Annotated in this window: 10 protein-coding genes; 3 read left to right on the top strand and 7 right to left on the bottom strand. The window is 64.6% G+C overall.

The annotated features are described in order from the left end of the window. Positions 1–62: 62 nt before the first annotated feature. The 4 genes from gltX to KUW17_RS18595 all read right to left on the bottom strand — a co-directional run bounded on the left by gltX (position 63) and on the right by KUW17_RS18595 (position 5,262). On the bottom strand, positions 63–1,388 hold the full coding sequence (gene gltX / locus KUW17_RS18610; RefSeq protein ID WP_222481798.1) for a glutamate--tRNA ligase: 1,326 nt from the start codon (positions 1,386–1,388) through the stop codon (positions 63–65). 121 nt (positions 1,389–1,509) lie between these two features. Then, positions 1,510–1,938, bottom strand: coding sequence for a DUF1801 domain-containing protein (locus tag KUW17_RS18605; RefSeq protein ID WP_222481797.1), 429 nt, complete (start codon positions 1,936–1,938; stop codon positions 1,510–1,512). A gap of 154 nt (positions 1,939–2,092) precedes the next feature. Then, a complete protein-coding gene (locus tag KUW17_RS18600) occupies positions 2,093–3,424 on the bottom strand; it encodes an NAD(P)/FAD-dependent oxidoreductase (protein WP_222481796.1) in 1,332 nt (443 codons plus the stop codon). A 179-nt stretch (positions 3,425–3,603) separates the two neighbouring features. Further along, positions 3,604–5,262: an NAD+ synthase gene (locus KUW17_RS18595; protein WP_222481795.1), complete on the bottom strand. Its 1,659-nt coding sequence runs from the start codon at positions 5,260–5,262 to the stop codon at positions 3,604–3,606. Positions 5,263–5,444: 182 nt separating this feature from the next. On the opposite strand from KUW17_RS18595, the gene KUW17_RS18590 reads away from it, so the two are divergent. Further along, positions 5,445–6,866, top strand: coding sequence for an MORN repeat-containing protein (locus tag KUW17_RS18590; RefSeq protein ID WP_222481794.1), 1,422 nt, complete (start codon positions 5,445–5,447; stop codon positions 6,864–6,866). Between the two features lie 47 nt (positions 6,867–6,913). Here the strand turns inward: KUW17_RS18590 and KUW17_RS18585 are convergent, their stop codons facing one another. Beyond that, positions 6,914–7,579: a pyridoxamine 5'-phosphate oxidase family protein gene (locus KUW17_RS18585; protein ID WP_222481793.1), complete on the bottom strand. Its 666-nt coding sequence runs from the start codon at positions 7,577–7,579 to the stop codon at positions 6,914–6,916. 95 nt (positions 7,580–7,674) lie between these two features. On the opposite strand from KUW17_RS18585, the gene KUW17_RS18580 reads away from it, so the two are divergent. Then, entirely contained in the window at positions 7,675–9,057 is a 1,383-nt protein-coding gene (locus tag KUW17_RS18580) for a PLP-dependent aminotransferase family protein (RefSeq protein WP_222481792.1), read from the top strand. An 80-nt stretch (positions 9,058–9,137) separates the two neighbouring features. Here KUW17_RS18580 and KUW17_RS18575 read toward each other — a convergent pair whose 3' ends face one another. Then, positions 9,138–10,682: an alanine/glycine:cation symporter family protein gene (locus KUW17_RS18575; protein ID WP_222481791.1), complete on the bottom strand. Its 1,545-nt coding sequence runs from the start codon at positions 10,680–10,682 to the stop codon at positions 9,138–9,140. 21 nt (positions 10,683–10,703) lie between these two features. Then, positions 10,704–11,138, bottom strand: a complete 435-nt coding sequence (locus KUW17_RS18570) for a universal stress protein (RefSeq protein ID WP_222481790.1) — start codon at positions 11,136–11,138, stop codon at positions 10,704–10,706. A gap of 486 nt (positions 11,139–11,624) precedes the next feature. On the opposite strand from KUW17_RS18570, the gene KUW17_RS18565 reads away from it, so the two are divergent. Beyond that, entirely contained in the window at positions 11,625–13,211 is a 1,587-nt protein-coding gene (locus tag KUW17_RS18565; protein ID WP_222481789.1) for a 2-isopropylmalate synthase, read from the top strand. The last annotated feature ends 65 nt before the right edge of the window (positions 13,212–13,276 follow it).

Below are 13,276 nucleotides of genomic sequence, written 5' to 3'. Positions count from 1 at the left end.
CCGGACAGAAAAAAGGCGGCGCCATCAGGCACCGCCTTTTTTACATCAGGATGTGTCAGGCATCAGCCGCGGGCGCGCACGGTTTCCATCAGCGCCAGCAGCGCGGACATGTCGGGGCCGCGCTCCATGCCGGTGACGGCTTTGCGCAGCGGCATGAACAGGCCCTTGCCCTTGCGGCCCGTCGCCTCTTTCACCGCAGCGGTCCATTTGCCCCAGCTTTCGCTGTCGTAGGGGCCTTCGGGCAGCAGCGCCATCGCCTCGGCGATGAAGTCCTTGTCCTCATCCGCGACCAGCGGCTCGGCGCCGTCGCGGCAGAGCTCCCACCAGCCCGCGAGATCCTTGAGCGTGGTGATGTTTTCCTTGGCCATGTCCCAGAAGGCTGCCTGTTTCTCAGTCGGCACGCCCAGCGCGTCCACATGGCCTTGCACGGCCTCCAGCGGCAGCGACTGCAGGTGGCGGGCGGTCAGCGGATAGAGATCCTCGACATCGAACTTGGTCGGCGCAGCGCCAAAGCGGTTGATGTCGAAACCGTCGATCAGCTCTGCCAGTTCCGAGCGCAGCTCCACCGGGTCGGAGGAGCCCAGGCGCGCCATCAGGCTGAGGAGCGCCATCGGCTGCACGCCGGCCTCGCGCAGGTCGCGCAGCGCCAGGGTGCCCAGACGCTTGGACAGCGCCTCGCCCTGCGGGCCGGTCAGCAGCGAGTGGTGGGCGAAGGAGGGCACGGAGCCGCCCAGCGCCTCGATGATCTGGATCTGGGTCGCTGTGTTGGTGACGTGGTCGGAGCCGCGCACCACATGGGTCACGCCCATTTCGGTGTCATCGACCACCGAGGCCAAGGTGTAAAGGAACTGGCCGTCGCCGCGGATCAGCACCGGGTCGGAGACCGAGGCCGCGTCGATGGAGATGTCGCCCAGGATGCCGTCGGTCCATTCGATGCGCTGATGGTCCAGCTTGAAGCGCCAGACGCCGTCGCCGCGCTCGGCGCGGAGCGCAGCTTTCTCGTCATCGGACAGGTTCAGAGCGGCGCGGTCATAGACCGGCGGCTTGCCCATGTTCAGCTGCTTCTTGCGCTTCAGGTCCAGCTCGGTCGGGGTCTCGAAAGCCTCGTAGAAACGGCCGATCTCCCGCAGCTTTTCCGCCGCAGCGACATAGCGGTCGAGGCGCTCGGACTGGCGCTCCACCTTGTCCCAGGTCAGGCCCAGCCACTCCAGATCCTGCTTGATCGCATCGACGTACTCTTCCTTCGACCGCTCCGGGTCGGTGTCGTCGATGCGCAGGATGAAGGTGCCGCCGGCCTTGCGGGCGATCAGGTAGTTCATCAGCGCGGTGCGCAGGTTGCCAACGTGGATATAGCCGGTCGGCGACGGGGCAAAACGGGTGGTGGTCATCACGAGTCTCCTGTTGCCCTGCCCCTTGTCACATGGGCCACGGTTTGTCCAGTTTCGCGAGGGTTAACGCCCCTTCGGCGGGGGCCTGCGGCGCAAGTATTTTTGGAAAGATGATGCCAGGTTACTCCGGCTGCACAGGCCAGATTGCATTGAGGTCCTTGAGGCCCGCGCGGATCAGCTCACCCAGCACATCGAGGTCGATATCGGCAAGCCTGTTCACATAGAGGCAGCTTTTGCCCAGCTTGAGCTTGCCCAGGCGGGCAAGGATGCTGCCGTAGTCCTGATAGCCTGGCATGATGTAGATGGAATGGCGCGCCTTGCGCGGCGAAAATCCGGTGGCCAGGTAGTCGCCTTCCCGTCCGCTGGCGTAGCGGTAGTGATAACGGCCGTAGCCGACGATGGACGGTCCCCACATTTGCGGCTGATACCCGGTCGCGTTGCGGAACAACCGGTCCAGCTCCTGCACCTCGACCGCCTTTCGCTCAGGCTCCACCGATTGCAGGAAGTCTTCAACACTGGCGCCCGTCGGGGCTGTCTTGTTCTGGCTCATTTGCCCGCCCTCCTGCAGTGAGGATAGCGCGGCGCGCGGAAATGTATAAGGGTTTGCGCCGCCGCTCTTGCGCGCGACCGGTTCCGCAAAGCCCCGCCGCGGCGGCGCCCGCAGGTGCTGCCAGGCTGCCAGCTGAGTGGGCACCCTGTGCTGATCAATAGCCGGTTTGCGGCCCGTATTTGCTGCCGTCCAAGAACCGGGAAAGGCGGAATTCGCGCGCGTCGACAACCGGGGTGCTGCCGGTGACAAGGTCAGCAGTCAGCCGCCCGGCGGCGGGGCCGATGCCGAAGCCGTGGCCGGAGAACCCGGTGGAGACAAACAGCCCGGGCAGGCTGTCCACCTGCGAAATCACCGGGATCGCATCCGGGGTCACATCCATCAGCCCGGCCCAGCTTTGCACCACGTCGGCGCCCTGCAGCACCGGGAAGGCCTTTTGCGCGGCGGCCCAGCCGCTCTTCAGCGCTTTCTGCGAAGGGGCCGGGTCCAGAACGCGGCACTGTTCAAAAGGCGTGGTGCTTTGCGGGTCCCAGCGGTGCGCCTGAGCGGCCTCCTCTGCCCAGCGGCCGGAGATGCGGAATTGCAGCGCCCGCCATTCCTGGTGCAGGCTGGGCAGGTATTTCCACCCCAAGCGGAAACTGTCGGGAACGATGTCGACCACGTTCTCCATCGCGTCCGACACCGTGTAGCCGCCATCGGCCCGTTTGCGCAGGCCGAGATTGCCGCTGCGCACCGCGGTTTCCGGCCCGCCCTGCACCGGCGAGGTGCGCAGCACCGAGTTCAGCACCTTGAGCTGCGGCAGGTTCACGCCCGCATTGCCCAGGAACAGCCGCGACCAGGCGCCGCCGGCAACGACAACAGCGGAGCAGGCAACACGGCCGCGTTCTGTCATCACGCCGCTGATCCGGCCCGCAGCGGTTTCCACGCTGCGCACTGCGCATTCGCTCATCACCCTGGCGCCTGCGGCCTGTGCCGCAGAGGCAATCGCATGGGTTGCCAGCTGCGGCTCGGCGCGGCCATCCATCGGAGTGTGAAGCGCGGCGTGCACCTTGGTCTGATGCCCGGGCATCAGCTGCGCCAGCTGATCGCCGCGGACCATACGGGCGCCCTGCCCCCAGCCGTCGAGATTGCGCAGCCAGCGCTCCAGCTGGGCCTCCCGCTTGGCGGTTTCCGCGGTGTAGAGAATGCCGGCGCGGGTGAAACCCGTTTCCTGCCCGGTGCGTTCCGCCAGCCCCTCCCACAGGCGCAGCGATTCCGCCATCAGGGGAATTTCGCGCGGGTCGCGGCAGGCGATGCGCACCCACCCCCAGTTGCGCGAGCTCTGCTCGCCCGCGATCTGCCCCTTTTCGCACAGCAGCACGGAATAGCCGCGTTCAGCCAGCTCCAGCGCAGTGCTGCAGCCAATGATGCCGCCGCCGATAACCACGGCGTCGACGGCCTTGGGCAAGGCCAGATCGGATTGGAAATGAGGCAGTCTGGGTCCGGGCATAAGGGCATCTATGCCCGGACCCAGACTGCCGGTCCAGCGCGCATGCGACACGCACTGCGCCGCATTACGCCATTGTGATTTTTGCGCCGCATATCAGGGTATTGCCGCCGCCGGAAGCGGCACAGCGCCATCTTGAACTGCGCGAAAACGCCAGCGCTATCAGATGGTTACAACAATCCTCAGGACGGGTCGCGCCAGCGGTTCACGATCGGATAACGGCGGTCCAGCCAGAACGCGCGCCGGGTCAGCCGGGCACCGGGGGCGGATTGGAAGCGCTTGTATTCGCTGATGTAAACCAGATGCTCGACCCGCTTGGCGGTATCGCGGTCATATCCCGCCGCAACGCAATCTGCGATTGAGCCATCCTGATCGACCAGAATGTCCAGAATTGCATCAAGCTCAGGATAATCCGGCAGGCTGTCGCTGTCCTTCTGGTCCTCGCGCAGCTCGGCAGTGGGCGGCTTGTCGATCACGTTGGGGCGGATCACCTCGCCCGCCGGCCCCATCATCCAGGGGCGGTGGTTGGCATTGCGCCAGCGGCAGGTTTCGAACACGCGGGTCTTGTACAGATCCTTGATCGGGTTGTAGCCGCCGTTCATGTCGCCGTAGATGGTGGCATAGCCCACTGCGACCTCGGACTTGTTGCCGGTTGTCAGCAGCATTTCCCCGAACTTGTTGGACATCGCCATCAGCAAGAGGCCGCGCAGGCGGGACTGGATGTTTTCCTCCGTCAGACCCGGCTCCATCCCTTCGAACAGCGGCGCCAGCGTGTTGGTGATGGCGGCGCGGCCCTCGGAGATCGGGACATAGTCGTAATGCACGCCCAGCGCCTTGGCGACGGCTTCGGCATCGTCGAGCGATTCCCGGCTGGTGTATTCGGACGGCAGCATCACGCAGCGGACGTTTTCGGCGCCGATGGCATCGACGGCGATGGCGGCGACAATGGCAGAGTCCACGCCGCCGGACAGGCCCAGCAGCACCTTTTTGAAACCGCTCTTGCGCAGATAGTCGCGCAGCGATTCCACCATCACCCGGTAGTCCTGCTCCCACTCATCCGGCAGATGCGCCTTCTCGCCCTCGACCGCGCGCCAGCCTTCATCGGTGCGTTCCAGGTCGAGATGGGCAAAACATTCGTCGAACACCGGCATCTGCAGCGCCAGTGCGCCGCCCGGGTTGAGGACGAAGGAGCCGCCGTCGAACACCTGGTCATCCTGGCCGCCCACCATGTTCAGATAGATCACCGGCAGGTGGGTTTCGACCGCGCGCGCCACCATGTGGTTGAAGCGCACTTCCATCTTGTTGCGGAAATAGGGCGAACCGTTGGGGATCAGCAGGAACTCTGCGCCGGTCTCTGCAAGGGTTTCCGCGACATCCTCGTGCCAGCCGTCCTCGCAGATGGGGGAGCCGATGCGGGTGTTGCCGACCGCATAGGGGCCGCCCAGCGGGCCTGCATTGAAGATCCGCACCTCGTCGAACACGGTTTCATTGGGCAGGTGGTGCTTGAGGCTGCGTGAGGCGATCTTGCCGCCTTTCAGAATCAAATAGGCGTTGTAAAGCTGGGCGCCCTCGACCCAGGAGCTGCCGATGGCCAGCGCCGGGCCGTCGGCGCAGTCCGCTGCCAGTTTCTCTACCTGGGCAATGGCGGCGGTGTGAAAGGCCGGTTTCATCACCAGGTCCTGGGTATTGTAGCCGGTGATGAACATTTCCGGCAGCGCCACCAGATCGGCGCCGGCCTTGCGGCCTTCCTCCCAGGCGGCGCGGGCCTTGGCGGCGTTGCCTGCCAGATCGCCCACTGTCGGGTTCAGCTGCGCCAGTGTCACGCGGAAACGGTCTGCCATGCTGCTTGGGCCCTTTGCAAATATCCTCCCTCAGCCATTTACCAGATTGACCGCCAAGGAAAAGGGCAAGGGCGGCAGGCCAGGGAAAAGACATTGCGGCCCCGCCTGCGGTAGCTTAGTTTCCGGGCAAGCAACCCTAAATGGCAGCAGCACCGTAATTCCTGGGCAGGCAGAGGTTTTGAATGACCCGTTTCGGCACCGCATTCGCGCTTTCCACACTCCTGGCACTGGCCGCCCCGGCTATTGCGCAGGAAGGCGAGGTCATCACCACCCAGGACGAGATCGGCGGCGTCTATGAGGGCACCTTCCGCAACGGGCTGCAGCACGGCACCGGCACCTACAAGCTGCCGAACGGCTATGAATACACCGGCGAGTGGGTCGACGGCGAGGTGCGCGGCCAGGGCGTGGCGCGGTTCCCGGACGGATCGGTCTATGAGGGCGAGTTCGCGCAGGGAAAACCGCACGGGCTGGGCAAGCTGACCCGCGCCGACGGCAGCACCTACGAGGGCGGCTGGCAGGACGGGCAGATCCATGGCGACGGCACCTCGGTCTATGCCAGCGGAGTGCGCTATCAGGGCAGCTTTGCCAATGGCAAGCGGCACGGCAAGGGCGTGATGACGTCGCCCGACGGCTATACCTATGACGGCGACTGGGTGGAGGGCCGCCAGGAAGGCCTAGCCAGGATCACCTATGCCGAAGGCACCGTCTATGAGGGCTCCGTCGCGGATGGCCAGCTGCAGGGCCAGGGCAAGCTGGAGACCTCTGACGGGCTGGTCTACGAGGGCGAATGGGCCGCCAGCCAGATGCACGGCACCGGCAGGCTGTCGCAGCCCAATGGCGACATCTACGAGGGCGAACTGCAGAAAGGCCGCCGCCACGGCACCGGCAAGCAGACCTATGCCAATGGCGATATCTATGCCGGTGACTTTCTGAATGATCAGCGCCATGGCACCGGCACCATCACCGAGAAAGACGGATACAGCTATACCGGCCAATGGGTGAAGGGGCAGATCGAGGGCAAGGGCAAGATGATCTACCCCGACGGCTCTGTCTATGAAGGCGATTTCCGCGATGACCTGGCAGAGGGCAAAGGCAAGATCACCTATCCCGACGGCTCCACCTACGAAGGCGACTGGGTGGCCGGGGTGATCGAGGGCGAAGGCACCGCCACCTACCCCAGCGGCATCATTTACACCGGCGGCTTCAAGAACGCCAAAAACGACGGCCAAGGGGTGATGACCTATGCCGACGGCTACCGCTACGAGGGCGGCTGGCAGGACGGGCAGCGCCACGGCGAGGCCACGGTGACCTATGCGGACGGGTCGGTCTACACCGGCGAATTCGCCGATAGCCAGCGCCACGGGCAGGGCAAGATCGTGATGCCTGACGGTTTCACCTATGAGGGCGAATGGCGCGAAGGCAAGATTTACGGCCAGGGCGTGGCGACCTATGCCAATGGCGACGTCTACGAAGGCAGCTTTGTCAACGGCAAGCGCCAGGGACCGGGCACGATGAGATACGCCAGCGGCCAGCAGGCGGACGGCACCTGGGAAAACGGCGCGCTGGTCACCAGCGGAGCCGGGGACACCGCCCAGACCGAGTAAACCGGAATGATCAAAAAAGGCGCGCCAGGACGGCGCGCCTTTTCATTTCAGCCGATGCGGATGCGGCTCAGGTGGTCGGGCATCGCCACGCCCTCCAGATTGGCCGGATCGGGTTGCGGCGGCTTCAACTCCAGCCCCATCGGCACCACGCCGGCCCAGATCGGCAGGGCGTAGTCCTCCTCATCATCCTTGGGCGGGCCGGAGCGGATCTTGGCGGCGCCTTCCTCGATCGGCATCCTGAGCACCGCGGTTGCCTTCAACTCCTGTGCGTTCATCGGGCGCAGGGTCTCCCAGCGGCCGGGGAAGATACGGTCCACCATCGCCTTGAGGCTGGCAGCCTTGGCGTCCTCATCCGCGACCTGCTCCGCCACCCCGAACAGCATCGCGGAGCGGAAGTTGACGGAATGGTGGAAGGCGGAGCGGGCCAGCACGTAGCCGTCCATGCAGGTGACACTCAGGCAGACCTCCGCCCCCGCCATTGCCCGGATTGCGCGGCTGGCGGCGGAGCCGTGCCAGTAGACATGATCGCCCTCGCGCCATTGCAGGGTCGGCAGCACCGAAGTGGCGCCATCGATCTGGTAACCGATATGGGCCAGCGGCATGGCGTCGAGCACTTGGTAGACACTCTCGCGGTCATAAAGGCCGCGCTCGTGGGCGCGGCGCAAACGGCTGCGGCCGGACTTCAGGGCTGTTGCTTCTTCGGGTTGGCGCATTGGCTCACCTCATGTTTCTTGTTGTTCCCGGTGACGGATATGCGCAAACTGGATTGTGATTAACTTCCAGTTTTTGACAAAATGAGCAGTCCAGTATGATTGACCTCTCCAGTCTGCTGTCCAAGCGCAGCGCAGAGCCTGTCTATCTGCAGATCGTTGCGGCGCTGCGCCGTCAGATCAGCGGCGGCAGCCTGGGCATCGGCACCCGCCTGCCCTCGTCCCGGGCGCTGGCGCAGGATCTGGGGGTGGCACGCTCCACCGTGGTGACAGCCTATGACCAGTTGGTGGCCGAGGGCTTCGCCGAGGCGCGGCGCGGCGCCGGGATCTTTGTCTGCGATGTGGCGCCGATCCGGCCGCCGGAGGTTCCGTCCAGCTCCGTTGCGGCGGTGCCGCCGCCAGCGCCCGGCATGCTGCTGCCCGGGGTGCCGGATCCTGGGGTTTTTCCGGCCCGCCCCTGGGCGCGCTGTGTTTCACGTGTGGCAAGGATGGACCCGCTGAGCCTGAGCCATCAGGAGGATGCCTTTGGCGACCCGGACCTGCGGCGCGAGATTGCAGCCTATGCGGCGCGCTGGCGGGGCATCGCCTGCAGCGCAGAACAGGTGCTGGTGACCAGCGGCGCGCGCGAGGCGCTTGAGCTGGCGATGGAGTTTCTGGTCGGCGGCGAGGATATCGCGCTGGAGGCCCCCGGTTTTACCCCCACCCAGCGGTTTGCCCAGGCCCGCGGCTGGCAGGTGCGCTGGCTGCAGGCAGGCGCGCGCGGGGCTGAGGTGCCGCGGCAGATGGCCAGGGTGACGCTGCTGACGCCCTCGCATCAGTTCCCGCTTGGGGGCACCCTGCCGGTGCCGCAGCGGCAGGCCTTTCTGCAGGCTGCCAAGGACCGGGGCGGCTGGATCATCGAGGATAATTTCGACAGCGAGTTCCGCTATGGCGGCCAGCCGGTGCCTGCGATGGCCGCGCTGGACCGCGAGGGGCGGTGCATCTACGTCGGCACGTTTTCCAAGACGTTTTCCCATGCGCTGCGACTGGGCTATGCGATCCTGCCGCCGGCGCTGGTGCCGCAATTCCGGTCACAGTTCATCCATCCCAGCGCAGGCGCCGCCATCACCGCGCAGCGGCCGCTGGCTGAGTTCATGGCATCGGGCCAGTACGACCGCCACATCCGCCGCGCCCGCAGGCTGTATGCGGAACGCTATGCCGCGGCGGCTGATGCGCTGGCGGGCTGGCCGGAGCCCCTGGGGCATTTCCATCGCCACAATGCCGGCATGCAGATCGCTTTTCACCTGAAGGGGATGCGGGACGACACCGAAATCTGCCGTCGCGCGGCAGAGGCGGGCTATGGCGTGCGGCCGCTGTCGCCGCATGATCCGGAAAAGCAGTGCCGGGGCCTGCTGATCGGGTTCTGCCAGTCACAGGCCGATGCCCTGCCCGGCCAGATCGCCGGGCTGCGCCGGATCGTGGAGGACTGCGTCAAGCTGTAAGCGAAAAAGAAGAAGGCCTCCCCGGATATCCGGAGAGGCCTGTTTTTTTTCAGTTTCGTCTGCGGTCAGGCCGGGGCCTGTCAGACGAATTTCTTGATCTCACCCGACTTCAGGCGCGACAGATAGCTGTTCAGCTCTTTCTTGACGATCGGCATCAGGAAGTAGAGCGCGATGATGTTGACCACCGCCATGGCAAAGATTGCCGCGTCGGAGAAGTCGATCACCGGGCCGAGGTTGGCCGCCGCGCCGATCACCACGAAGATGCAGAAGATCACCTTGAACACCAGTTCGGTGGTCTGGCCTTCGCCGAACAGGAAGGTCCAGGCCTTGAGGCCGTAGTAGGACCAGCTGATCATGGTGGAGAAGGCGAACAGGATCACCGCCAGCGCCAGCACGTACTGGAACCAGCCGAAGGCCGAGGAGAAGGCCGCCGAGGTCAGCGCCACGCCTTTGTTGCCGTCAATGGTCTGAATGGTGCTTGCGCCTTCATCCAGCAGGTAGAGGCCGGTGTTCGGGTCCTGGATCAGCTGGCCGGTGATGATGATCACCAGCGCGGTCATGGTGCAGATCACCACGGTGTCGATGAAAGGTTCCAGCAGCGACACGAAACCTTCGGTGATCGGCTCCTTGGTGCGCACGGCGGAGTGGGCGATGGCTGCGGAGCCGACGCCGGCCTCGTTGGAGAACGCCGCCCGCTTGAAGCCCTGGATCAGCGCGCCAACCATGCCGCCGGCGATGCCGAGGCCGGTGAAGGCGCCTTCGAAGATCTGACCGAAAGCCCAGCCGATCTTGTCGGCGTTCATGCCTAGGATGACGATCGCGGCTGCCACATACATGATGCCCATGAAGGGAACCACTTTTTCGGTCACGCGGGCAATCGACTTGAGGCCGCCCACGATCACCGCAAACACCACCGCGGCGAACACGACGCCGGTGATCCAGCCCGGATACTGGCCGACCACATTGGTGATCTGCGCGTGCGCCTGGTTGGCCTGGAACATGTTGCCGCCGCCCAGGGCGCCGAGAATGCAGAACACCGAGAACAGCACCGCCAGGAACTTGCCCATCGGCAGGCCGCGTTCGGCAAAGCCCTTGGTCATGTAGTACATCGGGCCGCCGGAGACGTGGCCGTCTTCGAACTCATTGCGGTATTTGACGCCCAGCGTGCATTCGGTGAACTTGGAGGCCATGCCCATCAGGCCGGCCAGGATCATCCAGAAGGTTGCGCCCGGGCCGCCGATGCCGACTGCCACCGCAACGCCGGCGATGTTGCCGAGGCCGACGGTGCCGGAGAGCGCGGTTGCCAGCGCCTGGAAGTGGCTGACCTCGCCCGCGTCATTGGGGTCGGCGTAGTCGCCTTTGACCAGCGCAATCGAGTGCGGGAAGGCGCGGAACTGGATCAGGCCGAAGTAGATGGTGAACACGGTGGCCGCGACAACCAGCCAGGCCACGATCCAGGGGAAGCTGGTGCCGGGAAACGGGCTGAAGATCAGGTTGACGAACCAGCCGGTGGAGCTGGCAAACAGCTCATTGACCCGCTCGTCGACGGATTGTGCCATCGCCGGAGCGGTTGCCGCCAGCAGCAGCGGTGCAGACAGGGCTGCCGCCTTGATTGATTTACTCATGACTGTCCTCTGAGTTTATCTTTACGGAACAATGGTGACCGGGACCGGCGCGGCCTGCGCCAGGGTGCCCGCGACCGAGCCGAACAGCCGCGACGACAGCGCCGAATGGCCGGTGCGGCCAATGATCAGATGGCTGGCGCCGCTTTCCTTGATCACATCGATCAGAGTCTCAGCGATGTGGCCGTACTTCAGCTCTGTGGAAACGGTGACACCGCTGTCCGCCAGGCTTTTGCGCACCGGAGCCAGCAGCGCATCCTCTGCGCGCTTCAGCTCTTCTGCGCGGCGCTTGTGGCGCTGTTCGATCTCTTCCGGGGTCAGGAAGGAATAGGGCGACCAATCCAGCACATGCGCAATCACCAGCTCCGCCCCTTGCGCTTTGGCAAGGCTGACGGCAAAAGCAAGCGCCGATTTGGCGGCCTCGCTGTCGTCATATCCAAGGACAATTTTGTTTGACACTGTTTCCTCCTATCGATGGCGCTTTCTTCTTCAGGAGCGCCGGATCCGGGCCGTCAACGCCATCATCTCTGCCAGCGCAAGCCCCAATAGCCGTTTCCACGCAAAAAATATCGCGGTGCGGACAAACTGCCGCATTGAAACTGCCTGCGGCTGTTACTTATATTATACGCTTTTTTCAACATTGTCTTGAACTTACCGCATGCAGCCGCATACCGGAGCCGGGCAGCGGCCGCCAGGCACTGCAACGGGGCCAGAATCCTCTTTCCATTCGGCGGCACCTCTGTATAAATCCCTGCCATGACCATTTGCGCAGATATCACCCTTGCCGCCGCCGCGTCCCGCGGTGCAGCTCTGCGCGCCCTACTGATCCTAGCCCGCCTCTGAGCGTGCCCTTCCGGCGCGCCCGCTCAGAGGATTGCCGCACGCGCGCCATCGAAGGCTATGAATGCCCTGGAAGGGCCTAGGACAGAGACAAGAGATACCATCATGACCAACGCATCCCCGATTTCCGGCGACAAATCCCGTGTATTGATTTTCGACACCACCCTGCGCGACGGCGAACAGAGCCCCGGCGCCACCATGACCCATGACGAGAAGCTGGAGATTGCCGAGCTTCTGGACGAGATGGGCGTGGACATCATCGAGGCCGGCTTCCCGATTGCCTCCGAAGGCGACTTTGCCGCCGTGTCCGAGATTGCCGAACGCTCCAAGAACGCGGTGATCTGCGGCCTGGCGCGCGCCAACTTCAAGGACATCGACCGCTGCGCCGAAGCGGTGCGTAAGGCTGCGCAGCCGCGCATCCACACCTTCATCGGCACCTCGCCGCTGCACCGCGCCATCCCGAACCTCACCATGGATGAGATGGCGGACAAGATCCACGAGACCGTGACCCATGCCCGCAACCTGGTCGATAACGTGCAGTGGTCGCCGATGGATGCGACCCGGACCGAGTGGGATTACCTGTGCCGGGTTATCGAGATCGCGATCAAGGCCGGCGCCACCACCATCAACATCCCCGACACCGTCGGCTATACCGCGCCTGCGGAAAGCGCCGATCTGATCAAGCGCCTGATCGAGACCGTGCCGGGCGCCGACGAGGTGGTCTTTGCCACCCATTGCCACAACGACCTCGGGATGGCGACCGCCAACGCGCTGGCAGCCGTGGCCGGCGGTGCGCGCCAGATCGAATGCACCATCAACGGCCTCGGCGAGCGGGCGGGCAACACCGCGCTTGAGGAAGTTGTGATGGCGCTGAAGACGCGCAATGACATCATGCCTTGGCACACCGGCATCGACACCACCAAGATCATGCATATCTCGCGCCGGGTCTCGACCGTGTCCGGCTTCGTGGTGCAGCCGAACAAGGCGATTGTCGGCAAGAACGCCTTTGCCCATGAAAGCGGCATCCACCAGGACGGCATGCTGAAGAACCGCGAGAACTTCGAAATCATGCGGCCCGAGGACATCGGCCTCTCCGGCACTTCGCTGCCCTTGGGCAAGCATTCCGGCCGCGCGGCGCTGCGCGACAAGCTGGAGCACCTCGGCTATGAGGTGGGCGACAACCAGCTGAAGGACGTCTTTGTCCGCTTCAAAGAGCTGGCCGACCGCAAGAAAGAAGTGTTCGACGACGACTTGATCGCGCTGATGCGTATCGGCACCGACGCGGAGAACGACCACCTCAAGATCGTCTCGATGAAAGTGGTCTGCGGCACCGGCGGCCCGGCGGAATCCACCGTTGAGATGGAGATCGACGGCAAGGACGTCACCGAGACCGCCGAGGGCGACGGGCCGGTGGATGCAACTTTTAAGGCGATCCGCAAGATCTATCCGAACACCGCCCGCCTGCAGCTTTATCAGGTGCATGCGGTCACCGAGGGCACCGACGCGCAGGCAACCGTCTCTGTGCGGCTGGAAGAGGACGGCAACATCGCCACCGGCGAAAGCGCCAACACCGACACGGTTGTGGCCTCGGCCAAGGCCTATGTGAACGCGCTGAACCGCCTGATCGTGCGCCGCGGCCGGGTGGGCGAAGGTGCTGACACCAAGGAGATTTCCTACAAGGATCTCGCCTGAGCCAGGCTCCATTGAAAGAGAAAGGGCGCCCGCTGCGGCGCCCTTTTGCTTTGCACTGGCAGCGG

It is taken from the genome of Leisingera aquaemixtae (assembly GCF_019801145.1).
Taxonomy (GTDB): Bacteria; Pseudomonadota; Alphaproteobacteria; order Rhodobacterales; family Rhodobacteraceae; genus Leisingera; species Leisingera aquaemixtae_A.
The sequence above is the reverse complement of the archived record's forward strand: the minus strand, read 5'-3'. Positions and strand labels throughout refer to the sequence as shown.

Excerpts from the sequence above, each read along its gene's own strand:
- KUW17_RS18565 (WP_222481789.1), top strand. The coding sequence starts at position 11,625 with ATGACCAACGCATCCCCGATTTCCGGCGACAAATCCCGTGTATTGATT.
- KUW17_RS18590 (WP_222481794.1), top strand. The coding sequence starts at position 5,445 with ATGACCCGTTTCGGCACCGCATTCGCGCTTTCCACACTCCTGGCACTG.
- KUW17_RS18585 (WP_222481793.1), bottom strand. The coding sequence starts at position 7,579 with ATGCGCCAACCCGAAGAAGCAACAGCCCTGAAGTCCGGCCGCAGCCGT.
- KUW17_RS18605 (WP_222481797.1), bottom strand. The coding sequence starts at position 1,938 with ATGAGCCAGAACAAGACAGCCCCGACGGGCGCCAGTGTTGAAGACTTC.
- KUW17_RS18595 (WP_222481795.1), bottom strand. The coding sequence starts at position 5,262 with ATGGCAGACCGTTTCCGCGTGACACTGGCGCAGCTGAACCCGACAGTG.
- KUW17_RS18575 (WP_222481791.1), bottom strand. The coding sequence starts at position 10,682 with ATGAGTAAATCAATCAAGGCGGCAGCCCTGTCTGCACCGCTGCTGCTG.
- KUW17_RS18580 (WP_222481792.1), top strand. The coding sequence starts at position 7,675 with ATGATTGACCTCTCCAGTCTGCTGTCCAAGCGCAGCGCAGAGCCTGTC.
- gltX (WP_222481798.1), bottom strand. The coding sequence starts at position 1,388 with ATGACCACCACCCGTTTTGCCCCGTCGCCGACCGGCTATATCCACGTT.
- KUW17_RS18600 (WP_222481796.1), bottom strand. The coding sequence starts at position 3,424 with ATGCCCGGACCCAGACTGCCTCATTTCCAATCCGATCTGGCCTTGCCC.